Below are 26,073 nucleotides of genomic sequence, written 5' to 3'. Positions count from 1 at the left end.
AACAAATAACAAGTTATCAATAATTATTTAAGTCAGAACCTTTTATTTATTGTTAGGTGTTTATCGCTATAAATCTGCAATCACTATCTGCAAAACAACATTGACAAGGAGTGTCAACATGTCACAACTGCCACATACGCTACAGCTATCAAACCCAGACTTACTCAAACAGCAGTGCTTCATCAAAGATGGATGGCATGGTGCTAGTGATGACGTGACTATTGACGTCAGCAATCCTTTTAACGGCGAGATTATCGGTAGCGTGCCAAGTTTAACGACCGATGATGTCAATGACGCGGTTGCGGCTTCTCATGAGGCGCAAATTACTTGGGCGGCCAAAACCCCAAAAGAGCGTGCTGAGCTACTACAAAAGTGGGCAGATCTTATCGATGCCAACAAAGAAGATTTGGCCATCATTATGACCGCCGAGCAAGGCAAACCTTTAACCGAGTCACGCGGGGAAGTTGGCTATGCCAATAGCTTTATCCGCTGGTTTGCTGAAGAAGGCAAGCGTGTATACGGTGATGTCATCCCTGCCAATCAAGCACAACTACGCCATGTCGTCCTAAAACAGCCTGTCGGTGTTTGCGCGGCTATCACGCCTTGGAATTTCCCAGCAGCGATGATTACCCGTAAAGCTGCTCCTGCTTTAGCAGCAGGCTGTACTATGATTATCAAACCTGCAACCGAAACGCCATTTTCAGCCTTAGCATTGGCTGCATTGGCTGAGCAAGCGGGCATTCCAGCAGGCGTTATCCAAGTCGTCACAGGCAAATCATCAACCATCGGCGATATCCTAACCGGCGATGCCCGCATTCATAAATTATCATTCACCGGCTCTACCGAAGTTGGTCGTACCTTGATGGCTCAATGCGCGCCAACCATCAAAAAACTGTCATTAGAGCTCGGCGGCAATGCGCCATTTATCGTCTTTGATGATGCCGATCTTGAAAAAGCTGCTGAAGGCTTAATCGCCTCTAAATATCGTAACGCTGGTCAAACTTGTGTTTGCGCCAACCGCGTCTATGTGCAAGATAGTATCAAAGACAAATTCCTAGACGTGTTTGTGAAAAAAGTCGCTGACCTTAATGTCGGTAATGGCATGGACGAAGGCGTCGATATTGGTCCATTGATTAATAAAAAAGCCTTGGAAAAAGTGCAAGCACTGCTAAAAGATGCTTTAGATAAAGGCGCAACCCTTATCACCGGTGGCAGCACTAACGGCGCATCAGAGCTGACTTATAATCCAACGGTAATTACCGATATCAGTAGTGACATGGATATCGCCCATGAAGAAATCTTTGGTCCTATCGCTACCATCTTTACCTTTAAAGATGAAGCCGACGTTATCCGTCAAGCTAACGATACTATTTATGGGTTGGCTGCTTACTTCTATAGTGGCAGCTACGCACGCTCATGGCGCGTTACTGAAGGTTTAGAGTACGGCATCATCGGTCATAATACCGGTCTAATTTCTACCGAAGTCGCACCATTTGGCGGCGTCAAGCAGTCAGGCTTTGGTCGTGAAGGCTCAAAATACGGCATCGAAGAGTATGTCGTGACCAAATATTGGTGCTCTGACGTCAGCTAAGTTTTGATTTATATTTTCTATTTTAAGTATTACACAGCATGAAACGGGATTCAGTACCATGAATCTCAACTATCAATAAACCTTACTATATAAACCGCCATCACATCACTGGCATCTACGTAAAGAAGAAAGAAAAGGATATTCTTATGACTACTACCAATCAATCATTACTTGCACGCCGTAAAGCTGTATTACCAACCGGACTGGGTGTGGCTTTTCCTATCTTTGCAGAAAAAGCAAAAAACTCAGAAGTATGGGATATTGAAGGCAATCGTTATATCGATTTCGTTGGCGGCATCTCAGTACTAAATACTGGTCACAGCCATCCAAAAATCACTCAGCGTGTACACGAGCAGCTAGACAAATTTACCCATACTGCTGCGCAAATGATTAACTATGAATGCTATGTTGAGCTTGCTGAAAAGCTTTGCCAAAAAGCGCCAATCAGCGGTGAGAAAAAAGCGTTCTTTTTGACCACTGGTGCAGAAGCCGTTGAAAACTGTATCAAAATTGCTCGTGCAAAAACCCGTCGTCCAGGCGTCATTTCTTTCGTTGGCGGTTGGCATGGTCGTACACTGATGTGCATGAGCTTAACAGGTAAAGTATTGCCCTATAAAAAGAATTTTGGTCCGATGCCAGGTCCTGTATTCCATGCGTTATTCCCAGCTGAAGAGCTAAATGTTACTGAAGCTCAGGCATTGCACAGCCTTGAAATGATTTTCCAAGCGGATATTGACCCAAGTGAAGTGGCGGCGATGATTATCGAGCCGGTACAGGGTGAAGGCGGTTTCCATCAAGTCACGCCATCGTTTGCCAAAGCCTTGCGCGAGATTTGCGATGAGCATGGCATCGTGCTGATTTTTGATGAAGTACAGTGTGGTTTTGCCCGTACGGGTACGTTGTTCGCCAGTGAGCAGTTGGGTGTTGAGCCGGATCTAATGACCAGTGCTAAGAGCTTGGCGGGTGGTTATCCTATCTCTGCCGTTATCGGCCGTGCTGACATCATGGATGCGCCGCAAGTAGGCGGTTTGGGCGGTACTTATTCTGGTAACCCACTGGCTTGTGTGGCAGCTTTAGCAGTGATGGAAGTTATCGAAGAAGAAAACTTGCTTGAGCGTAGCATTGAGATTGGCGACAAAATCGAAGCTTTCTTAAAGGGTTTAAACTTAAGCAGCATCGGTCATATTCGTCATAAAGGCGCGATGTTAGCGTTTGAATTAATCGACAGTGATGGCAAGCCTGATGTTGAAGCGACTACCAACCTAAAAGCCAAAGCATTTGAGCAAGGTCTGTTATTAGCCTCTTGTGGCATGTTCGGTAACGCCATTCGCGTGATGGTACCGCTAACGGTTGAAGATGAAGTACTACAAGAAGGTCTTGATATCATCAAAAGTATTTTGACTGCTTAAAGGCATTAAGATTTAACATAATGAATGCTCAAGGTTAGGATTATGACAGTCCTGCTTTGAGCGGCGGTTTTACAACGGCGCCTTGCAAGTCAAGACGCCGTTGTTGTCTCTGCTATCGATATATCAAAATATTATCAAGCTTCTCAATCGAGAAGTATGGAAAGATAAATATGAGGGGCGATGCCCTGTTACATAAAATCCTGTTATCTAAAATACAGTGTCACTCTAGGTGTAATGAGCGAAAGATTCACATGGATGAAACACGGACAAGGAGTAGATTATGTCTGAATTAAAAAAATCGTTAGGGACGCTAGATGTTATCGCCTTAGCATTTGGTGCGATGGTCGGTTGGGGCTGGGTCGTCTTAGCGGGCGGTTGGATTTTATCTGCGGGTACTTTGGGCGCGATGCTGGCGTTCTTTGTAGGCGGATTGGCCGTGATACTGATTGGTGTGACTTATGCTGAGCTTGCGGCATCAATGCCGATTACCGGCGGTGAGCATACCTATACCCATCGGGCATTGGGGGTCAATGTCTCCTTTATCTGCTCATGGAGTATTCTATTTGGTTATTTTTCAGTGGTCGCGTTTGAGGCGGTCGCACTACCAACAGTCGTAGAATATTTTATTCCCAATTATAACCAAGGGTATCTCTGGACCATCGCTGGCTGGGATGTCTACGCCACTTGGGTCGGAGTCGGAATGCTTGGCTCTGTCATTGTGACTTGGCTCAATATCCGCGGTATGGAAGTCAGTGCCTGGTTCCAAAAAACCGCCGTATTGGGCATTTTATTTGTTGGGACGTTACTGTTTATCGGTGCGGTACTGTTTAATCCTGAAAGCTCAAATTCAGTACAAGCGCCAGCATTCATTGGTGGTATCGGCGGTATAATGGCGGTTATTGTTATGGTGCCATTTATGTTTGTCGGCTTTGACGTTATCCCGCAGGCAGCAGAAGAGATCGATTTAACGCGCCCTAATATCGGCAAGTTTCTGATTATCTCAATTATCGTTGCGGTGATGTGGTATGTGGGTATCGCTTGGAGCGTGGGTACGACTTTGCCACTGGTACAAGCAGAGAGCTCGACCTTAGCGACTGCTGATGCCATGACCAATGCTTGGCAAGGCAAGTGGGCAGGCATTTTGTTAGTTATCGGTGGTGTGCTTGGTATTCTATCAAGCTGGAACGCTTTCTTAATTGGTGGCAGTCGTCTGCTGTATGCGATGTCAAAAGCGCGTATGTTGCCAGCCTTCTTAGGCAAATTGCATCCAAAATATAAAACACCTTCAAACGCCATTTTATTAATCGGTGGTTTGGCGACGCTCGCGCCGTTATTCGGTCGCAAAATGTTGGTTTGGATTGTTGATGCCGGTGGTTTTGGCATCGTTATCGCTTATACCTGTGTTGCTATTTCATTCTTGGTGCTACGCTACCGCGAGCCTGATATGGTGCGTCCTTTTAAAATACCAGCAGGTAAGCTTGTCGGTATGGTCACGATTGTACTCAGCTTTGGTTTATTGATGTTATATATGCCAGGTATGCCATCCGCGTTGACCGCTGTTGAATGGTGGATATTCTTTGGTTGGACCGTGTTAGGTATCGTGTTATATAGCTATGCAAGGATTAAATATCCAGGTATCAGTGAATCGATTATGGCAGAAGAGCTACGCGAATTAAAAATTGTCAATCAGCTATGGTTAAAGGACAATCCAAAAAAGTAAGACATTTAATCAGTAGAAATTATGATAGTAAAAAGCCTAGCGTCTATTACAGACGCTAGGCTTTTCTAGTTCTACTACCATTCAGTCGGATAGCTTAAGATTTATCACGAATCAATTTATAATTTAAAAACTCAGTGATACCAAGCGTACCAAGCTCGCGGCCAAATCCTGAGCGTTTGACACCACCAAATGGCGTGTTTGCTTCACTACCAGAAGGGGCATTAATGGTAACCATACCGACTTCTAATTTGTCAGCAATATCAGCAGCTAGAGCAGCATCTTGCGTTTGGATAGAAGCACCAAGTCCAAAGGGTACATCATTAGCGATTTTAATCGCATGCTCGATGTCACGAGCCTTATAGACGACCGCCACAGGACCAAATAGCTCCTGACGATAAACATCCATAGACTCATCAACGTCTGTCAGTACTGCAGGCGCAAACCAAGCACCCGGTTTGTCTTTGACCAAACCGCCTTCGACCAATACCGTTGCGCCGGCTTGAACAGCACTGTCAAGCTGCTCTTGTAAATTAACAGCCGCGGCTTTTGAAGACATTGGACCAATAAAGGTACCTTCATCAAGTGGATTAGCCAGTGTCATGCTACGTACCGCATTGGTAAAGCCTTCAACAAATTTGTCATAAACCGATTCAACGACGATCAGGCGTTTGGCAGCATTACAAGCTTGTCCTGTATTACCAAAACGACCTTCGATTGCGCCTTTCACGGATTTTGCGATATCTGCATCGGCTGCGACTATGAAGGCATCTGAACCGCCAAGCTCTAGCACCACTTTTTTCAGCGCGCCGCCTGCTACTTTAGCAACTGCTTGACCTGCACGCTCAGAGCCTGTCAGTGAAACACCTTGTACGCGGCTGTCTTCGATGATGGTCGCTGCTTGCTCATTGGTGGCAAACACATTGTTATAGACGCCATCAGGTAAGCCTGCGTCTTTTAAGATGTCAACGATGGCTTCTGCAGTTTTAGGACACTGCGGCGCGTGTTTTAGAATGATGGTATTGCCCGCCATAAAGTTTGGTGCAGCAAAACGTGCTACTTGATAATGTGGATAGTTCCACGGCATGATGCCTAATAACGCACCTACGGGAAGTTTTTCTACAGAAGCAGAACCACTATCGACATCGATGCTATGCGGTGCTAGTAACTGCTCAGCGTTGTCTGCATAGTATCGATAAATCTCAGCAACCAGTCCGATCTCGCCTTTTGCTTGGGCGACAGGCTTGCCCATCTCGTTGGCCACGATACGAGCCAACTCATCTTGGCGCTCAAGATAGATGTCAGCAATTTTATGTAGAAGCGCACTGCGCTCACTAAGTGAGACATGACGCCAATCTTGATAAGCACTGTGCGCTTGTTCAATTGCGTTTTGAATATCTTGCTCAGCTGCTGTCGGGTAGGTGGCTTCTACTTCGCCAGTCGCTGGGTTATTTACTTGATAATCGCTCATCATTATTCCTTAGGGTTAGATGCAAAATCCGTTTATGTTTCTTTCTATGCGTGTATTTGTCTGTTTAAGTTTATCTTTTTAAGCTGATAGGGTTGGTTGCTACTGAGTAAAGTTATGATTCTTACTGCTATTGAAAACGATTTGTCTTATTCGTACACCTATGACCTGACGCTTAATAAGTCTGTTCCAAGTGCTATAAAGGCTTCACTTAGGTATCATTTAGCCATGAGTCAGTAACGTACCATACATCGATGGGCGGCGATCACGGAAGACACCCCATTGACGTCGCTCGATAGCCAACTGATCTAAATCAAAAGTGGCAGTAAGTACTTCTTCATTATCCCTAGACGCTTCTTGGATAATCTCGCCGCGACCGTCGGTAATAAATGAGCTACCGTAGAACGCCAAGACGCTATCGTTTCCGTTTTGAGTAATAGTTTCATTGCCGATACGATTAGCCGCGATAACTGGCATAAGATTGGCGGCGGCATGACCTTGCATACAGCGCTGCCAATGACCTTTTGAGTCAATGTCCAATGTTGGCTCATCGCCAATTGCTGTTGGATAAAATAGTAGCTCTGCACCCATCAGCGCCATGCTACGGGCGCACTCAGGGAACCACTGATCCCAGCAGATACCGGCACCTATCTTGGCGTATTTGGTTTCCCAAACCTTAAAGCCTGTATCACCTGGGGTAAAGTAAAACTTTTCCGCATAAGGGATACCATCTGGTATATGAGTCTTACGATAAGTGCCGAGTATCTCGCCATCGGCATCAATCACGGTCACACTATTAAAAAAGGTATTGCCTGACTTTTCATAAAAGCTAATGGGCAATACTATGTCCAACTCTTTGGCCAATGATTTAAAGTGTTTGATAGCGGCATTGTCGGCAACTGAAGTCGCCAGTTTAAAATAATCAAAGTCATGAACTTGGCAGAAGTAGGGAGTTTCAAACAGCTCTTGTAGCAAGATGATATTGGCACCGGCTTTAGCAGCCTTGGTCACTAAGTCAGTAGCAGTAGCAATATTTTTTTGTATATCCCAATTACAAGCCATTTGGGTAGTAGCAACGGTGACAGTTCTCATTATCTAATTCCTTTTAGTTATTGAGAGAGGTAGGCGGTCTTCTGAGAAGACTATCTATGGGTAATAATTGATAGATTATTTATCCATAGATAGAGCTCATTTTGAAAGCTTGTAATAGTGCAAATTAAGCCATCATATAACCCAAGCCTAGGAACGTCACGACGGATAAACCCGCGCCGAGCATGGCATAGGGGAACTGGGTGAAGGCATGCTGCATTGGAGAGCAACCAGCACCTTGGGCAGCAAGTAACGATGAATCACTAAAGAAACAAGCATGACTACCAAATGACGATGCTGATAACAATGCACCAATCATCAGCGGCGTGCTCACACCAAGCGCGATAGAGATTGGGAATACAATTGGCATGGCAAGAACATATAGTCCCCAGCTTGATGAAGTGGCAAAAGTTAGAAACGCCATGACTGCAAAGATAACAGCAGGAAAAATGACAATCGTCATATAAGGGGTGATAGCTTCAATCACGTATGAGGTCATACCTAGCTCGTCATTGATGGCTTTTAGAAAAAAGCCGCCGACCACCGTTGATAATGGATAGAGCATCACTTTAAAGCCTTTAAAAATAGCCTCAACTTGGGTCTCGAAGCTTAAAATACCCTGCATCCAATAAACCACAACTGTGATGAAACAAGTCAGTAATGCACCACGTAATAAATCAATCTCAAAATAAACCGTTGAAACAATCAATAAAATCATTGGGAAGGCAAAGTTCGTGATATTGGCTTTAAACGACAGCTTACGTTTGGCTTGAACGTTTGAAACCAATTGCTCTTCTACAAATGCTTCAGGTACAGGATTACCCGCTTTGGCGCGAGCCTCGGCTTTTTTCATCGGACCCCAATCGCCCAAAATGCCATATGCCACCAAAAAAACAATCAAAAGTGCAAACCAAGCATAAGCCATATAAGGAATAGCACTGATATAAAGCCCGATACCTTCACCATCTCCAGCCACACCATTCTCTTCTAATAGACCGGCAAAATAGACCGCCCAAGTAGAGATAGGAACGATGATACACATAGGTGCGGCGGTTGAATCGACAATATAAGCGAGTTTCTCACGCGAAACGTTATAGACGTCAGTGAGCTTTTTGACAGAAGTGGATACGGCTAGACAGTTTAAATAATCATCAATAAAAACAACGACGCCTAAAGCAAAAGTGGCTAATAAGGATTGACGGCGTGATTTGATGATTTTTTGTAGCCATTCACTAAAGCCATCGAGACAACCACTAATCTCAAGCAGCTGAATAAGACCGCCCATCAGACCACAGACAAGTACAATCCATATAATGGTTTCATTGCCGAGTACCATCGACATATTGTCAGCAAAAGGAGACACCAAATCAAATGGATTGAGCATTACGAGGCCCGCGACACAGCCTGCAATCATAGACTCAAATGGTCGTCTAGAAACAACAGCGGTGACCAATACTAATAATGTTGGTAATAGGGATAAAGCACCCCAAGATTCATTAGCATCACGGCTGGTGGATAGCCAAGCAAAAGCCAGATATATGACGGCTGCCACTATTAAGGTTAGAAATACTCGCTTATTATGATACTGCCCTTCGACCGCATCATTGAGTTTCATGTTCATACTTACGCTCCCTGTAAAACCTCATTGTTTGGAACAAACTTTGTTTTATGGTTGATGCTCGATAGGCAGTAGCGCATCAATGAATTCGCTTTCTATCGAGCTCTATCACAACAGTCCATTGCTATGACAGATTCATGTCACATCACCTTTAAAATAAAACGTTGAATGCAATATGTATCAATCAACGTTAATTATTTATAGGCTTTGATGTATTTACATACCAGTCGTATCTTTTAGCGCATACCACCATGAACCCATCACAGAATAAGGCACACGTAGGGCTCGGCCACCTGGGAAAGGAATCCAAGGAATCTTGGCAAAATTATCAAACTCTCTGGTGTTACCATTGATGGCATCGGCCAAGATTTGTCCAAACAAATGCGAGCCCGTTACGCCATGACCACTATAACCATGAGCGAAATAAACGCGGTCATGCAATTTGCCCATTTGTGGTACTCGAGAAAAAGACAAGGCAAAGTTACCACTCCACGCGTAGTCAATTTTGACATCACGCAGCTCTGGGAAAATCTTGTTCATATTTGGTCGGATTTTGGCCGTGATATCAGCAGGGTCTTGACCACCGTAGACCGTACCACCACCAAATAACATGCGTTTATCCGCTGACAGGCGATAGTAATCAAGAATATAGCGTACGTCCTCGACACAAACGTCGGTTGGAAGCAACTGATCTGCTAAATCACCTAATGGCTCGGTGGCAATAATCTGCGTCGATACGGGCATGACACGGTCCGTCAGCTTAGGTATTACTTTATTAAGATAAGCGTTACCGCACAGCACCGCCTGTTTACAAGTGACGGTGCCAAACTCGGTGATGATTTTGATAGAGTCATCGGCGTATTCAATATCAACCACCAAGGTATTTTCATAAATGGTACCGCCAGATTTTTCGATTGCAGCCGCTTCACCAAGCGCTAGATTTAATGGATGGATATGACCACCTGAATGGTCAATAATACCGCCCACGTAGGCGTCGGTTTTTATATGCTCTTGGATACCATACTTATCGAGCATTTCTCGATCATGCATACCATGGCTTTCCCATAGGGCATGCGTCTCTTGCAAATCTTTTAATTGACCGTTATTTAACGCCGCAAAGATGTTCTTCTCTTTAAGGTCGCAGTCAATATTGTAATCAGCAACAAAGCGACGAATGATTTTGCCACCGCGGGTCACGAGCTGACCGACGAAGTTTGCATTCTCTTGACCATAGGACTTTTTGATTTTTTGTAGGCTGGCGTTAAGACCGTTGACGATCTGACCGCCATTACGACCTGAAGCACCCCAACCAATTTGCGCGCCTTCTAGTACCACGACTTCATGATCAGTTTCAATCAGATGTAGGGCAGTTGATAGGCCACTATAACCACCGCCGACCACGCAGACTTCCACTTGGATATCATTTTTTAAGGTCGGTCTATCTGGCTTATGATTACGGCTGGCAGCGTAATAGCTGTCAGGATATCGACCTTGATCTGAATAATGCGGGATATTGCGCTTGTTGTTTGATGATAGGTTTTGGTTCGTTGCTGCATTACTATTTAAGTCGTTATTCGAGTTGCTATTTGACATATTAAACATCCTGTAAATAGGTAAGGTATTCAAGGTTGGTCACTTGCTGAGCAAAGCGTTTGGCTTCTTGCTTTTTGACCGCAATCAATAGCTCAATCATCTCACTTGGGAATAGGGAATCAATGACATCGCTGCTTTCAAACTTACGAATGGCTGATAGCCAGTCTAATGGCAAGGTTTTAAGCTCGGCTTCGTTGTAAGTGATGCTATTGACCGGTTCTGGCGCTTCAAGCTTGTTTTCGATGCCATATAACATGCCTGCTAATACGGCACTACAGACCAGATAAGGATTGGCATCAGCCCCAGATACACGGTGCTCGATACGGCGTGCTTGTGAGTCACCCCCAGGGATGCGTACGGCGGCAGTGCGGTTTTCATAACCCCATGACACATTATTTGGTGCTAGCGTACCAGGTGTAAAGCGGCGATAAGAGTTGACGTGTGGCGCAAATAATAAGGTGCAATCTGACATGGTTTTTAATAAGCCTGCGACTGCATGACGTAAGATATCCGACCCTTCTTCTGAGCCATCATCGAAGACATTGTTGCCATCTTTATCTAGCAGGCTGCAGTGTACATGAAAACCATTACCTGATTGCAAGCCGAATGGTTTTGCCATAAAGGTGGCCGTCAGCTTGCGGCGTGTAGCAACAGACTTGACCACTTGTTTGAATAAAATCGCATCGTCAGCGGCTTTCAAAGGATCATCAACATGCAGTAAGTTAATCTCAAATTGACCACAGCCGTTTTCAGCCAAAGCTGCATCAACTGGAATATCAAGTTTTTTACATTGCTCATAAACCTCGTCTAAAAATTCATCAAATTGCAACAAGTCATTGATACTTAAGATAGAAGTTTTATTCAGCCTTAAGCCACTCTTTGGGCGAATAGGCGGCTTTGGTGTTTCGCCTTCGGTGTAATCAATCAAATAAAATTCAAGCTCCGTTGCCATGACCGGCGTCAATCCGAGTGCTTTAAATTTTTTGCTGACGTAATCTAAGACGTGGCGTGCGTCACCGTAGTAGGGTTCATTGTCTTCGGTATAAAGCCAAACAGGTAATAGCGATGAAGGTGCACTGGTATTCAGAAGGGGGTAGGCGGCGCGTCCTGTAGGACGGGCGATGGCATCGATATCGCCATTACATTGAGAAGATTCGATGACATCAGCGCCCCAGATGTCGACTCCTAAAATTGATAGGGGTAATCTTATTGCGCCATTTTCTGCTTTTTCCATCTGATTAAAGGGGATGCGCTTACCACGAAGTAATCCATTAATATCCCCCGCTGCCACATACACATATTCGGTGTTGTTTGCAGATTCGACCATTCCATTGGTTGTCGTCATGTCTATTATCCCTATTGATGTTGATTTTTACTCTGATTATGGTTGCGCCGTTTATGGTCGTTGTCATTCATAATTGACAAGTCATGATTATGAATAACGTTAAGTAAGACAGTGTTTCTAAATAAAACAGCACTTATAAATGCTGTGGCTGATACCACGTTTTTCATTTCTCTAAGTATTTTTCTAATGATGTTTCACGATATTTTTACTGCAAAATTAATCACTTAGCATTTTTTTATCAGTGATGACATGAAGGTTGTAAGCACTGTTATTAACCTTTTGTCTTACTGACGTCCTTCAATATATGACTGAAATTTATAGTTGTCAATTGATATTTAAAATTATTAAAAAGTAATTAATTATATCCATTATAGTTTTTATTAACTAAAAATGAAGTTTATAGTTTACATTATCCAAAAGACTGTGTTAGATTTTAATAAATAAATTATCGCCATACTTGAGCTTTAAAGCCCGTATATCACATTCAAGGAAGAGTGAAATGCCAACTTATCGACCTATTATTGCCATCGTCTCCTGCCATAAAATGGTTGACGGTCAACCCGCCCAAGCGGTATATCAAAAATATATCGATGCCGTCCACTTTTATGGTGGTAATCCTATCTTGCTGCCTAATACCGCCGCAGAAAGTGATAATTTCGACGCTTTGATTGCCATTGCTGAAGGTATTCTATTAACAGGCAGTTATAGCAACGTTGCGCCTGCACGTTATGGCGCTTCACATATTGAAGAAAAACAGGATTTAGGTCGTGATGAGTTAAGCTTTAAGCTGCTTGCTCATGCAGAAAAAGCCGGTACGCCTTTATTGGCAGTGTGCCGAGGCTTGCAAGAGATGAATGTCTATTTTGATGGCAGCTTGCATCCAGACTGGCGCGAAGTAGAAGGGTTTTATGAGCCGCATTTAGAAGACAATACCCAGCCACTTGAGGTGCAGTATCAGCCGGTGCACGACGTGATTATTCAACCTGAGGGTCGATTGGCAGCGTTTGGTGAAAAATGGCATGTCAATTCGTTGCATAAACAAGCCATCAATGAAGTAGGTAAAGGTTTGTTTGTCGAAGCACGCGCACCGGATGGATTGGTAGAAGCCATCAGCTTAATAAAACATCCATTTATGATTGGTGTACAATGGCATCCTGAGTTAAATTATGCACAAGACGACTTGTCGAAATTTCTATTCAAGGAATTTATCCACTATGCCAGCAAAAAACACGGTTCATAATAGTGCAGAAAACGATATCGAAAAAGATGGCCTTGCGCCCGAAAATGAGATGGCTTCGCCAGAAGACGAGGCTGAAGAAGACGAAGCTGATGACGTTAATAGCGATAAGGAAGACACGTTAGAATCTGATGAGGCGCCGTCCGTGCTCGAGATGGATGGACAGCCAGAAGAAGATATCGGTAAAAAAATCAATCAGCTGCGCCTTGCAAAAGGCTACTCGCAACGCAAGCTGGCAAGAATGGCAGGGGTGACTAATACCTCAATCAGCGCGATTGAGCGTAATAAGGTTAGCCCCGCGGTAAATACGCTAAAGGCAATTTTGTTGGTGCTAGGATCTGATTTAACGACCTTTTTTAGTGATGAGTGGAAAGAGCCTAAAGCACGTGTGGTGGTCACGCCAAAAGATTTGATAGAGCTTAGTGAGCCCAGTAGTAGAGTGTCTCTAAAGCAGGTATATAATTGTAGCACCACCAAAAATCTGGGTTTTTTGATTGAGACTTATCAGCCAAATAGCTCGACGGAAGAAAAAATTGCTCATGAAGGTGAAGAGATTGGTACTGTTATTGAAGGTAAAGTATTGATTCGTATTGAAGAGACAACTTACCTGTTAAATGAAGGTGACAGTTATGTGATTGATACGATTAAACCGCACACTTTTATCAATCCTACTGATGGCATAACTCGTATCGTAAGTGCCCATACACCCACGACTTATTAAGTTAATGTTAGAGCTTAATTAACGTTATTGGGTACTTTGAAAGAGTTTTAGAAATTATTAATTATCATGTAAAGCGCTACTTCTAGAAATAGAAGCAGCGCTTTTTTGTTAAAAATGAGGGCTTGTAAATAAGCTATTCGGTATTATCTTGAGTTGCTTTTGAATCATCGGCTGGTTTTACTGACTCTGTTGCTTTCACCTGTATTTCCTTGGTATCTGTCGCTTTAACATCTGCGGTTTTAGCCTCTAGAACTTTAGTCTCAAGCACTTTAGCATCGGTCGTTTTAGTAGAGTCTTTAAGCAATCTGACTTTGGTATTTTTATTTGCTGGTTCGATTTTTACATAAGGGGATTCAGGAATGGATTTAGACGCCTTGCTAAGGCTGTTTCTAATTCTTTTGACCGCTATTGCATCGGCCTGTGCTGCTGCAAGCGATTCTTCATACAGCTCTTGATATACCGCAAGGGTTTGCTCAATCATCTCACGCATGGTGAATTTGGTGGTCATTTCAGGGCGCGTGACACTTTCTAGCTGATTGCGTACCGCTTTACAAAGTGCTTTAGCATTGTACTTTCTGACCAAGCCCTGCGGATAGAGCGGTTGTAAAATCTCGCTAAACGCCGCTTGATCCCAACCAATCACCGGTGTGCCTAAATGAATCGCTTGTAGGGCATTGATACCGATAGATTCAGGCTCATTAGCAAGCGCCATGACAATGTTAGCAGCTGACAGCCACTCGCGCATGTCGTTACGCTTACTACCGACATAGGTAATACGCTCAGAAAGCCCTAGTGTATTACTGCGTTGGCGAAAGTCTTCATGCGCGACGTCACCCTCGCGGTAATCTTCATCCATAATAATGGCGTGAATATTGGGAAACTGTTCTTGTAGATTGCCCAAAATATCAATCAGCCATTCTTGCCCATACTCATTACCAATGATGGTCGGAAAGACCAGCCATTTTTTATGCTCAAGCTCAGGATATTCAGCAAAAGTGTGCCGCAACCAATAAACAGAAGGGTTATGCCGATACGGATAACGGCGCGTATCGACACCGCGGTAGATACGCTTAATGACTTTGGGTTCTAGATCTTCACGGCGCAGGCCTTTTTTTAGATAATTGGTGACGCTATCGGAGACCGTGATGATGGTATCGACATCAAGCAGCGCTTGCGAGTATTTATTAATCGGATAAAAGCCATACATGGTCGAGACCAGTTTTGGTCGGCGCTTGACGCGAGCACGGCGCAATGCTAAATGTAATATCCATGCAGGTGTGCGGGAATGCACATGAATGACGTCGGGGTCGTATTTTTCAATCAGGCGGCGTAGCGGGGCAACTTGTAGCAGTGACAGCCAAGATTTCTTATTCATATAGAGCTGATGGTAGATATTGCCGTCACGCTTTAGGCGCTTGACCAAGTCGTTTTCTTCATCAGCACTGGAGATGATGATGGAGGTATGCTCATTTTTAACCAAAGCGCGTCCAAGATGAAAAATACCGCGCTCGGATTCATCATGCTTTAAAGACGACAGTAAGCGCATAACTTTCATAATAGCGTCGGTCACCAAATAAGATATCAAGCTGCTATTGTCAGTTAAAAGTGCTGAAAACTCAACCACCAAGATAAAAAGATAAGGTCGGATTTGCCATGCTTTTTTTAGCTAAAAATAATAATTTAACGATATTTAATCTTAGTATCAATCCTAACAAGTTAGCGACGTTTTTGTAAATGTTCAGCATTTGGTAGTACTTGCTTCTCACTGAGGTATTTCCAATAGCGCTGCGGCAGATATTGTTTATGCAAGCGCGGGTTTTTACGCTCCTTGATATTGACGTTGGTAAAGTAACCTTGCCAAAATTTTTGATAGCGCTGCTCGTCCTTACTATGAATGCTGGCAGGATTACGCAGTACTGCATCATCTAAGTCAGTGATGGTTTGTAGGGCAGCAGGGCGCATGGGCGTGCTTTTACTTTTGTCATAATAAATACCATAGCCACGAGCCACATCATAAATTGCCCAATGCTGGTCTTGGTAGCGCTGACGAAAATGCTCGCCAATTAAAGGCAATACATTAAAATCCGGCTCAACCCGAGCAAAGTAAATATCATCAGTAGTATGCTCAAAGCGTACAAAAGCTTCCATGCGGTGTTTTTCTCGACCGACAGACTTAACGGTTTGTACCAAATACAGAACATTCAAGTTACCTAAGTCTTCCATAATAGAGCGACTTGGATAATCAATAGCGTATTTGACCACTTGAAACAATGTACTACCAATACTGTCTTTTTCCGACAAAAACCCCCAAAGTAAATTGCGCATACCTGAGCGACCTAATAAGTTATTAAGCTTTGATAGTACGCGTTCAGCTTTGTCTTCATCAATTGCAACACTGGTCGCTTGTGAGATTAATGAAGGTACATAGCAGTCTTGAGCAATTAACTGTAAGGATTCATCGTCCTGTAACTTATTAGCATAGACATAAAATACCGCACTCAGCCAACCTTCAAAACTGGGCTCATAAAGCACAATACTGGGTGTCAATTGACCCAGCTGATAGTTTTGGTTTCTGGCAAGCTCTAACCGTGATTGCGACATTATGTATCCCAAGACAACTTCATGATTGTAGTTAACTTTATTAATAATTTTACTAAAATAAAGCCAGCTGCCCACTGCGTTGATCTTTAAACTTAGTCTGCGTTTGTGCCAGTACATATTGACGGAAATTATCACGCGTTAAATGGGCAAGATGTTCGTTTTTACCGGTCGTTGCGATAAAGTATTTGGCGCGATTGACTGCTGCTCCCATCTTTTTCAAATGATAAAGTGTCAGTTGATTAAACTTGCGTGCCTTCACTATCTTTTTAGCGGTTTTGGTGCCGATACCCGGAATACGAACAATCATCTCGTAAGTGGCGGTTTGAATATTAACGGGGAAGTGCTCACGATGGCGGATTGCCCACGCCAATTTTGGATCGCAGTCTAAGTCTAGAAATGGCGAATCTGGCTCAACGATTTCATGTGCACCAAAACCATAAAAGCGCATCAGCCAATCGGCTTGATAAAGACGGTTTTCGCGTATCATCGGTACAGGCGTACCGATAGCTGGTAGGCGACTATCGGACAACATCGGCACATAACCAGAGTAGTAAACGCGCTTAAGATCATATTGTTTATAAAAATGGCTTGATAGCTGTATAACCTGCAAATCCGTTTCATTGCTAGCCCCAACAATCATTTGGCTGGTTTGACCTGCTGGTACAAATTTCGGCGCTTTTTTATGGGTCTTACGGCTCTCACGAATGGTGATAATTTCTTCTTTCACCGTTTGCATTGGTGCTTTTAATTGCTCATGAGATTTTTCTGGTGCGAGTAAAGCTAAGCCTGATTTAGTCGGAATCTCGATATTAACGCTTAAGCGGTCAGCATAAAGACCAGCTTCTAACAGCAATTCTTTTGATGCACCGGGAATGGTTTTTAGGTGAATATAGCCGTTAAAACGCTCACGGGTACGTAATATCTTAGCAACTTCGACCAAGCGCTCCATCGTATAATCGCCACTTTTAAAGATACCTGAGCTTAAAAACAGCCCTTCGATATAGTTGCGGCGATAAAACTGCATGGTTAAATCGACGACTTCTTCAACACTAAAAGCCGCGCGTGGGGTGTCATGGCTTTTGCGCGAGGTACAATAAGCACAGTCGTAAATACAATGATTGGTCAGTAGAATTTTGAGTAAACTGACACAGCGACCATCTTCGGTATAGCTGTGGCAAATACCAGTTGCTGAGGCATCGCCAAGACCACCACCTTGATTTTTGCGCGTGCCAGCGGAGGAGGAACAAGAGACATCATACTTAGCAGCATCGGCCAAGATATTAAGCTTGCCTTGCAGTCGTTCATAATTGATGGTTGCCATAAGCGGTAGTTACCAATGCATTAATGAAAGACTATTTTAACAAAATTATTGTTAAGTCATTGTATTAATAGAGAAATATCTAGAATAACACGACAGATAGTGTCGCTAGATGGTAATAATTTATTATCGAAGAGTTACTGCTGTAAGATTACTATCAAAAAGTAATTATCAAAAAGTAACTATCGAAAAGAGCTTTATCGTTTATATTCTTTACAAACACAAAAGTCCTGCATGAGCAGGACTTTTGGAGTAATTATTCAGCAGATATTTTTTATACAAGATAACTATTATTGAACTTTCGCACGTATAACAACCGTTTGCGGTGCATTGGCAGGGAGGTCAACCAAGTTCCATTTTAGTCCAGAATAGTTTTCTGTGATGACTACAGTATTGCCAACTTGTTGGATAGTTTGATAGCTGTCGCCGCCCGTAGTCGCAAGCGTTGGCAGTGGACTGTTTAGTGATACCAATTGAACGCCGTTTGGCAATGAGACCATCGCATTGATATCATTAACAGGCTGCGCGGTGGTATTGGTATAAGTGGTGTAATATTCGATGACGTCGCCAGGTGCGATATGATTGGCAGGTACAGCTACTTCACGACCGTCTTTGTTTTTTAATATCTTCATGACTTTGGTTTGTGCATTGACCACGCCAGGGGTACTAAAGGTTGGTGTCAGTTGCAGAGCGTCTAAAGAAGTAGATACGATTTGCGTCGTTGCAGGTTGGTTAGTCACGACAGTTGTCGTCGGCGCATTGATGACTGGTAATTGGGTAGCTTTCATCACAGGCAAGACTTCTGTCACGCTAGTCGTCGGCACAGCTATAACATCAACCCTGCTGGTTTGATTGGTCATCTGGTTGGTCACAGGTACGCTGGTAACCGTGGCGGCGCCTTGGGTGACGACTGTATTGCTAGCACCATTACTGGCGACTTGGCGAACCGTATAGCGCGGCACATTGGTCACTTGTGTCACCGCAAACGGCATGCCATCTTGCATGGTGATGCTATTAGGCGTTGCGGTGATGACCGCCGTTTTACCGTCAGAATACTGCTCAACCACCGTCGTGCTACCAACAGACGAGCTAACAGCAATCTCAGGCGCGGCATGTGCGGCAGATAGCGTCAGTAAAGTTCCTGCTAAAACCGTTGAAATGGCAGTAGTCATGGCGCTTTTTTTAACGAGGCTTTGCTGAATAAGCGCTTTCTTATTTATAGTCTGTAACGCTGGCGTATTGATAGGCATGGTCATAAGAGATTCCTTTAAAATAACAGTAAATAAAGCCGCTAATGTAGTAGCAAAAAACTAAATTCATAAAATAAGGCTTAGAAAATAAGACTTAAAAAAATAAACCTAAGATAAGAAAAACCCCCGTCAAATGAGCATGTAAACCATGTCAAATAACGAGGGTAAAGGTACTAATGATAGCCAACGTTCGCTATCTCTCCATCATTATTTTAGTCATTTGCTAAGCACTCATCATTAAGTACTTATAATTAAGCACTCATCATGACGCACGTATGCTTAAACGCAGTGCTCAGCATCTATACTCGAGCAATTATGCGCTAAAACAAACTGACTAGAAAAGCAGCGTTGTGTAACTGCTGCTCTATGAATAATGAGGTTATGTACCATTTTCTGCGTTCATTAGCTATTCAAACGGCAGGCTTATCTAAAATAAAAAGCAATTATCAAAAGCTTTCTATTTATAAAATCATCAAAAAACCAAGCAAAATATTTGTAAAGTAGGTTAAATTAATCGTAAATCACTTTCATAATTTCGTATTCAACCACACCTTTTGGCGTTTCAATACGCGCTTCGTCGCCTTCAGATTTACCAATCAGACCACGTGCGATAGGCGAGTTGACTGAGATTTTACCGGCTTTAAAGTCAGCTTCGTCATCACCAACGATTTTGTATTGTTTTTCTTCTTCAGTATCCATATTTTCAATAACGACGCTCACACCGAATATAACACGGCCATCTTTTGGTAATGTCGTAGGATCGATAACTTGCGCGCCGCCAAGTTTGGCTTCGATATCACGGATACGTGCTTCACAGAAACCTTGTTGTTCGCGAGCTGCATGATATTCAGCATTTTCTTTTAAATCGCCGTGTTCGCGAGCTTCAGCGATAGAAGCGGTGATGCGTGGACGGTCGACACTTTTTAACTGTTTTAATTCGGCTTCTAGAGCCGCATGTCCTTGCGGAGTCATGGGATAACGTTGCATGTTTTTTCCTTAAACCAATAACACCACACCATCTCCTAATGAATAGTGAGATGGTGTCAGTGTTGTTGCAATGAGTATGTGAAGATATAAAAAGAATGAGGTTTAGACTGCGTCACAAGTAAATGCGCGTTTATCTATGAGCATATATACACTGATAGATGATACACATTAACCTTACGTAATAAAAAGCATAGTCGCAGTTTAGCCACTATGCTTTTTAGGTCTGTCTTTTTAAAACTTTGTTTTTTTAAAGCAGTACGTTGTTTAAGCACTGCTGTCATATAAAAATCAATAACAAGTTTTGCATCAGCTATTCAACAAGCACTGCAATTATGCTTAATCTACTGAAATTATGCTGCTAAGTCAATAGAGCTATGCGATAGTCTTTGCTTGTTCGTGCAAATCTTGTAGCTTATATACATCAAACGGTAAATCGATGGCATAAGATTTACAGACTGCATCTGCCGCGCCTAATGTGGTGACGTAAAATACTTTACCTTGTAGGGCGCTACGGCGGATAGAGAATGAGTCCTCTTGGGCCTGTTTGCCTTCCGTGGTATTAATAATAAGGTCGATTTTACCATTTTTCAAGGCATCGACGATATGTGGGCGCCCTTCGGTGACTTTATTGATTTGCTTACACTCAATACCGTTGTCGCTCAGTACTTTTTGAGTACCAGTGGTGGCGACGATTTTAAAGCCAAAATCGATCAGCTGACGGGCGATAGGGGCAACTTGTTCTTTGTCGCTATCACGGACAGAGATAAAGACGGTTTTAGTTTCACCTTCAGTCGGTAGACCTGGAAGACGCTCATTACTACCGATGACCGCTTTGTAGAATGCTTCGCCAAAGGTTTTACCCACACCCATAACTTCACCGGTCGATTTCATCTCAGGGCTTAAGATTGGGTCAACACCAGGGAATTTAGCAAACGGGAATACCGCTTCTTTGACCGCGAAAAATGCAGGAACAATTTCAGTGGTAAAGCCTTGGTCTTTCAATGAAGTGCCAGCCATACAGCGAGCTGCGATTTGCGCTAATGACGTACCGATACATTTAGAAACGAAAGGTACGGTACGCGCCGCACGTGGATTCACTTCTAAGATATAAACGGTTTCACCTTTTACCGCAAACTGGACGTTCATCAAACCGATTACACCAAGCTCTTTTGCCATTGCTACCGTTTGCGCGCGCATGACGTCACACAATTCATCAGACAATGAGTAAGGTGGCAATGAACAGGCTGAGTCACCAGAGTGGACGCCAGCTTGTTCGATATGCTGCATGATACCGCCAATGACGACGTCAGTACCGTCACTAACACAGTCAACGTCGACTTCGATGGCATCATCTAAGAAGCGGTCTAATAGTACCGGTGCTTCGTTTGATGCTTGTACCGCAGTACGCAAGTAATGTCTTAGCTCGTCTTCGTTATAAACAATTTCCATCGCGCGACCACCAAGTACATAAGATGGGCGTACAACTAGCGGATAGCCAACGTCTTTTGCCTTAACCAAACCATCTTCTAAGCTCGTTGCTAAAGCATTGGTTGGTTGAATAAGGTTCAATTGCTGAATCATATGTTGGAAACGTTCGCGGTCTTCAGCGCGATCAATCGCATCAGGACTGGTACCAATGATTTTGACACCAGCGGCTTCAAGGGCACGGGCTAGTTTCAATGGCGTTTGACCACCGAACTGTACAATCACGCCATCAGGATTTTCGATACGCACAATCTCTAACACATCTTCAAGCGTGATTGGCTCAAAGTAGAGGCGGTCAGAGGTATCATAATCGGTCGAAACCGTTTCAGGGTTACAGTTGACCATGATGGTCTCGTAGCCATCTTCGCGCATGGCAAGTGCGGCGTGGACACAGCAATAGTCAAACTCGATACCTTGACCGATACGGTTAGGACCGCCACCGATCACCATGATTTTCTTGTTATTCGTTGGGTTGGCTTCACATTCGCTATCGTACGTTGAGTACATATAAGCAGTACTGGTGGCAAATTCTGCGGCACAGGTATCGACGCGCTTATATACTGGATAAACGTTTAAATCCCAACGCTTAGTACGTAGCTGCTTTTGTGAGACGCCAAGCAGTTTCGCCAAACGCAAATCTGATAAGCCTTTACGTTTAAAGCTACGTAAGTTCTTTTCAGTTAAACCACCAAAACCTAAGGCTTTAACTTGCGCTTCGGTTTTGACGATATCTTCAATTTGTACCAAAAACCATGGGTCGATTTTGGTTAAGTTAAAGACTTCATCGACACTCATGCCAATACGGAAAGCATCAGCAATATAATAAATACGTTCAGGCGTTGGAATGGTTAAGCGATTATTAATCTCGCTACGGGCTTTTTCAATGCTTACTTTTGCTAAGTCAATTTGCTCATCAAAACCATCATTGCCAGTTTCCATACCGCGTAATGCTTTTTGCATCGACTCTTGGAAGTTACGACCGATTGCCATGACTTCACCAACCGACTTCATCTGCGTTGATAGAACACTGTCGGCTTGTGGGAATTTCTCAAAGTTAAAACGAGGGATTTTGGTGACGACATAATCAAGTGCAGGCTCAAAGCTGGCTGGTGTTTTACCACCCGTGATGTCATTTTGCAATTCGTCTAGCGTGTAACCAATTGCTAGTTTTGCAGCGATTTTGGCAATCGGGAAGCCAGTGGCTTTTGATGCCAATGCTGATGAGCGTGATACGCGTGGGTTCATCTCGATGACAACCATGCGACCAGTATCAGGGTTGATACCGAACTGCACGTTTGAGCCGCCCGTTTCCACACCAATCTCACGCAGTACTGCCAATGAAGCATTACGCATGATTTGATATTCTTTATCGGTCAGCGTTTGTGCTGGTGCAACGGTGATTGAGTCGCCCGTATGCACGCCCATTGGGTCAAAGTTTTCGATGGCACAGATGATAATGCAGTTGTCGTTTTTGTCACGAACCACTTCCATCTCATACTCTTTCCAACCGATTAACGATTCATCGATCAGTAATTGATGGTTTGGCGACAAGTCAAAACCGCGCTCACAAATTTCGATAAATTCATCACGGTTATATGCGATACCGCCGCCCGAGCCGCCCATGGTAAATGATGGACGAATGATACATGGATAGCCCATTTTTTCTTGGGTCGCGAAGGCTTCTTCCATGGTTTCAGCAGTTTCAGCGCGTGGACATTCAAGACCGATACGCTTCATCGCTTTATCAAATAAGTTGCGGTCTTCTGCCATTTCGATGGAATCTTTGGTCGCGCCAATCAGCTCGCAATTGTATTTGGTTAATACGCCATGCTTGTCTAGTTCTAAGGCACAGTTTAGCGCCGTCTGTCCGCCCATCGTTGGCAAGATAGCGTCAGGACGTTCTTTAGCAATAATTTGCTCAACCGTTTGCCATGTAATTGGCTCGATATAAGTGGCATCAGCCATAGCAGGGTCAGTCATGATGGTCGCAGGGTTTGAGTTGACCAATATGACGCGGTAGCCTTCTTCTTTTAGCGCTTTACACGCCTGCGCGCCTGAATAGTCAAACTCACACGCTTGACCGATGACGATAGGACCTGCGCCTATGATAAGAATACTTTTTATGTCGGTACGTTTTGGCATAGTTAAGGCTACCTTCGTTTGGGTGATATTTTGATTAATCTGTATTTTTAATAACGCTTATCGTGTTTGGTCGGGAGTAGCTTGAAACACTGTCTGTGCTTCAAGCTTTATACTTTTTATTTATATTTTGCTTGCTGTTAATTATTGATAACTTATGCTTTCGCCTTTTCCATCATATCTGCAAACTTATCAAATAGTGGTGCAGCATCATGCGGGCCAGGGCTGGCTTCTGGGTGACCTTGGAAGCTAAAGACTGGCTTATTGGTCAGCTCAATCCCTTGGTTGGTACCGTCAAATAATGAGCGATGGGTCGATTTAACGTTGGCAGGCAGGGTGTCTTCATCAACCGCGAAACCATGGTTTTGACTGGTAATCATAACGGTACCCGTAGCCAAATCTTGTACGGGATGGTTAGCACCATGATGACCGGTTTTCATTTTGATGGTATTTGCACCGCTGGCAAGACCAATCAGCTGATGACCTAGGCAGATGCCAAAAGTTGGAATATCCGTTTCTTCAATGATATGACGTACCGCGTCGATAGCATAGTCACAAGCCGCAGGGTCGCCAGGGCCATTTGATAAGAAGATACCGTCTGGATTCATTGCTAACACATCTGCGATAGGTGTTTGCGCTGGTACGACAGTAACATGGCAGCCGCGGTCAACAAGCATACGTAGGATATTGGTTTTGCTACCGAAGTCATAGGCGACCACGTTATATTTCGCTTCGACATGCGTACCCAAATGCTTAAAGAAGCCGCCTGTACCGCTATCATGGCTACCCGGTACATCGCGGTTAAGTAGGGTGTCTGATAAATCCCAGCTACCAGCTGTCCATTCAAACGTTGTCGGTGTACAGCATTCTTTTGCCAAGTCCATCCCTTCGATACCAGCAAATTCTTGCGCCAATTTAATTGCTTGCTGTTCGTCTTCGCTGCTAATCGTTGCGCCGTTAGAAGCGGTCATGATACAGCCGTTTTGAGCACCTTTATCACGTAGTAGGCGGGTCAACTGGCGCGTATCAATATCAGCAATAGCAACGGTATTATGGCTCTGTAGATAATCACTCAGTGACTCTGAGTTGCGAAAGTTTGAGGTAACCATGGTCGCATCACGAATGATAAGGCCTTCAGCCCAAACTTGATGTCCATTACCAGACTCGACATCTTCAGAATTGGTACCAGTATTCCCAATGTGCGGATAGGTAAGCGTGACCAGTTGACGTGCGTAACTTGGGTCAGTTAGGATTTCTTGGTACCCTGTCATGGCCGTATTAAATACCACCTCACCGACACGATGACCGAGACTACCGATGCTCAAACCGCGAAAAATCGTACCGTCTGCTAGTGCCAAAATTGCTTGTATTTCTGCCGATGAATTCAAGGGTTGCCTCCGCTGTTATTAGTGAGTGCCATGATGTGTTATGGTTAAAATCTTTCTCTAAAGTGCATTTTAATCTCTACCTAACGGCTGTTAAATAATGATAAAAAAGTGTTAAAGCCAAATTTTTTCCACAAAAAAGCGAGAAGACATCATAGATGAAAAGGTACAGGATTCACTAGGTGGTGAATAAGTAACTTACATCATGTCCGCTCGCTTTGGCACAGATTTTGCGCATTATACTAGAGTTTTGCGTTAAGGGCTAGCACCTTCTTAAGGTGAGGAAGGCGGATAAAATGGACGTAATGTTAAAACTGTTCTTATTTAATCGAAAACTTAGGCAATGACAAAAGCGCTTTTATTTTAAACTGGTTGTATAGTTGATGCCAAATAAAATAGATACGCTATTTTATGACGCGAGACAGAGATGTTTTTTCTAGCTTGCTGTGCCTACGCCGACAGAGGCTGCAAAAAGTTCATCCCAGTCCCGCTGTATCGTTTTTACATCGAACTGACTATATCTGCAATCAATCTAAAGCCTTAAAAATTATAATGAACCGATAAGCCGTAATAGTCGGGTGACAAATTGGTGGCGATATGCAATTGGTCATCATAGTAGCTTTTGGTTAGATACATACTGCTGGCAACCCCTAAGGCTGCCCCTACTAATACGTCAGTCACATCATGCTCATCGGCTTCAACACGGCTATAAGCCACGAAACCTGCGCCAATATAAGCAGGAACGCTATATTCTAGGCCATAACGTTTATGAATAAAGCTTGCGCCTTGAAACGCCATTGAGGTATGACCAGAGGGGAAGGAGGCCTCATCACGGCCATTGGGTCGCTCTTTATCTATCACTGACTTTAATACGTGAGTTGCAGCAACGTTGGTCGCAAATGAATAGTAAAATTGCTGACGACCCTCTTTATCATCCATATAATAAGTGCTACCGTAAGCAGCTGCCGGTATCGCAAAGGCCAGCACATCGCCTAGCTTAGTAGTACTAGAGCTACCATCTGCATGGGCAGGGATGGCAACCATCAAGCTGGTCGATAATAAAATGATAGGGAAGTATTGTTTGCTGATCATCACTGCGATCCTAAAGAGGGTTGGTGAG

The 26,073-nt window shown here is 43.7% G+C and carries 18 protein-coding genes; 5 read left to right on the top strand and 13 right to left on the bottom strand.

The annotated features are described in order from the left end of the window. Nucleotides 1-118: 118 nt before the first annotated feature. The 3 genes from FHS24_RS03515 to FHS24_RS03505 all read left to right on the top strand — a co-directional run bounded on the left by FHS24_RS03515 (nt 119) and on the right by FHS24_RS03505 (nt 4,720). Nucleotides 119-1,591 (top strand): NAD-dependent succinate-semialdehyde dehydrogenase, encoded by a 1,473-nt coding sequence (locus FHS24_RS03515; protein ID WP_183618720.1) that lies wholly within the window; start codon nt 119-121, stop codon nt 1,589-1,591. A gap of 146 nt (nt 1,592-1,737) precedes the next feature. Next, a complete protein-coding gene (gene gabT, locus FHS24_RS03510) occupies nt 1,738-3,000 on the top strand; it encodes a 4-aminobutyrate--2-oxoglutarate transaminase (RefSeq protein ID WP_183618718.1) in 1,263 nt (420 codons plus the stop codon). Between the two features lie 280 nt (nt 3,001-3,280). Continuing rightward, a complete protein-coding gene (locus FHS24_RS03505) occupies nt 3,281-4,720 on the top strand; it encodes an APC family permease (protein WP_183618716.1) in 1,440 nt (479 codons plus the stop codon). A gap of 94 nt (nt 4,721-4,814) precedes the next feature. On the opposite strand, the gene FHS24_RS03500 is transcribed toward FHS24_RS03505, so the two are convergent. The 5 genes from FHS24_RS03500 to FHS24_RS03480 form a co-directional block, all read right to left on the bottom strand. After that, nucleotides 4,815-6,188, bottom strand: a complete 1,374-nt coding sequence (locus tag FHS24_RS03500) for an NAD-dependent succinate-semialdehyde dehydrogenase (protein WP_183618714.1) — start codon at nt 6,186-6,188, stop codon at nt 4,815-4,817. A 219-nt stretch (nt 6,189-6,407) separates the two neighbouring features. Then, entirely contained in the window at nt 6,408-7,277 is an 870-nt protein-coding gene (gene aguB / locus FHS24_RS03495) for an N-carbamoylputrescine amidase (RefSeq protein WP_183618712.1), read from the bottom strand. 124 nt (nt 7,278-7,401) lie between these two features. Then, on the bottom strand, nt 7,402-8,895 hold the full coding sequence (locus tag FHS24_RS03490) for a Na+/H+ antiporter NhaC family protein (RefSeq protein WP_183618710.1): 1,494 nt from the start codon (nt 8,893-8,895) through the stop codon (nt 7,402-7,404). A 213-nt stretch (nt 8,896-9,108) separates the two neighbouring features. After that, nucleotides 9,109-10,485: an NAD(P)/FAD-dependent oxidoreductase gene (locus tag FHS24_RS03485; protein ID WP_221185001.1), complete on the bottom strand. Its 1,377-nt coding sequence runs from the start codon at nt 10,483-10,485 to the stop codon at nt 9,109-9,111. Between the two features lies 1 nt (nt 10,486). Further along, nucleotides 10,487-11,830 carry a glutamine synthetase family protein gene (locus FHS24_RS03480; RefSeq protein ID WP_183618708.1) on the bottom strand — a complete coding sequence of 448 codons (1,344 nt, stop codon included), beginning with the start codon at nt 11,828-11,830 and terminating at the stop codon, nt 10,487-10,489. A 499-nt stretch (nt 11,831-12,329) separates the two neighbouring features. Between FHS24_RS03480 and FHS24_RS03475 the strand changes: the two genes are divergently transcribed. Both FHS24_RS03475 and FHS24_RS03470 read left to right on the top strand, forming a co-directional pair. After that, nucleotides 12,330-13,070, top strand: a complete 741-nt coding sequence (locus FHS24_RS03475) for a gamma-glutamyl-gamma-aminobutyrate hydrolase family protein (protein ID WP_183618706.1) — start codon at nt 12,330-12,332, stop codon at nt 13,068-13,070. Next, on the top strand, nt 13,045-13,788 hold the full coding sequence (locus FHS24_RS03470; RefSeq protein WP_183618704.1) for a cupin domain-containing protein: 744 nt from the start codon (nt 13,045-13,047) through the stop codon (nt 13,786-13,788). Before FHS24_RS03475 ends, FHS24_RS03470 begins: the two co-directional genes overlap by 26 nt. A 133-nt stretch (nt 13,789-13,921) precedes the next feature. On the opposite strand, the gene FHS24_RS03465 is transcribed toward FHS24_RS03470, so the two are convergent. The 8 genes from FHS24_RS03465 to FHS24_RS03430 all read right to left on the bottom strand — a co-directional run bounded on the left by FHS24_RS03465 (nt 13,922) and on the right by FHS24_RS03430 (nt 26,045). Then, nucleotides 13,922-15,343, bottom strand: coding sequence for a glycosyltransferase (locus FHS24_RS03465; protein WP_227671710.1), 1,422 nt, complete (start codon nt 15,341-15,343; stop codon nt 13,922-13,924). A 161-nt stretch (nt 15,344-15,504) separates the two neighbouring features. After that, nucleotides 15,505-16,389: a TIGR03915 family putative DNA repair protein gene (locus FHS24_RS03460; protein ID WP_183618702.1), complete on the bottom strand. Its 885-nt coding sequence runs from the start codon at nt 16,387-16,389 to the stop codon at nt 15,505-15,507. A 52-nt stretch (nt 16,390-16,441) separates the two neighbouring features. After that, nucleotides 16,442-17,710, bottom strand: a complete 1,269-nt coding sequence (locus tag FHS24_RS03455; RefSeq protein ID WP_183618700.1) for a putative DNA modification/repair radical SAM protein — start codon at nt 17,708-17,710, stop codon at nt 16,442-16,444. A gap of 287 nt (nt 17,711-17,997) precedes the next feature. Next, a complete protein-coding gene (locus FHS24_RS03450) occupies nt 17,998-18,963 on the bottom strand; it encodes a hypothetical protein (protein WP_227671709.1) in 966 nt (321 codons plus the stop codon). A 504-nt stretch (nt 18,964-19,467) separates the two neighbouring features. Further along, the gene (gene greA / locus FHS24_RS03445; RefSeq protein WP_079691347.1) at nt 19,468-19,944 is read right to left on the bottom strand and encodes a transcription elongation factor GreA; all 477 of its coding nucleotides are present in this window, start codon (nt 19,942-19,944) and stop codon (nt 19,468-19,470) included. 372 nt (nt 19,945-20,316) lie between these two features. Beyond that, a complete protein-coding gene (gene carB / locus FHS24_RS03440; RefSeq protein WP_183618698.1) occupies nt 20,317-23,571 on the bottom strand; it encodes a carbamoyl-phosphate synthase large subunit in 3,255 nt (1,084 codons plus the stop codon). Between the two features lie 152 nt (nt 23,572-23,723). Next, on the bottom strand, nt 23,724-24,956 hold the full coding sequence (carA, locus tag FHS24_RS03435; protein ID WP_183618690.1) for a glutamine-hydrolyzing carbamoyl-phosphate synthase small subunit: 1,233 nt from the start codon (nt 24,954-24,956) through the stop codon (nt 23,724-23,726). Nucleotides 24,957-25,493: 537 nt separating this feature from the next. Beyond that, on the bottom strand, nt 25,494-26,045 hold the full coding sequence (locus FHS24_RS03430; protein WP_183618682.1) for a phosphatase PAP2 family protein: 552 nt from the start codon (nt 26,043-26,045) through the stop codon (nt 25,494-25,496). Between the last annotated feature and the right edge of the window lie 28 nt (nt 26,046-26,073).

Origin of the sequence: Psychrobacter luti (genome assembly GCF_014192115.1) — a bacterium.
Classification (GTDB): Bacteria; Pseudomonadota; Gammaproteobacteria; order Pseudomonadales; family Moraxellaceae; genus Psychrobacter; species Psychrobacter luti.
This window is presented reverse-complemented; position numbering and strand designations above follow the sequence as displayed.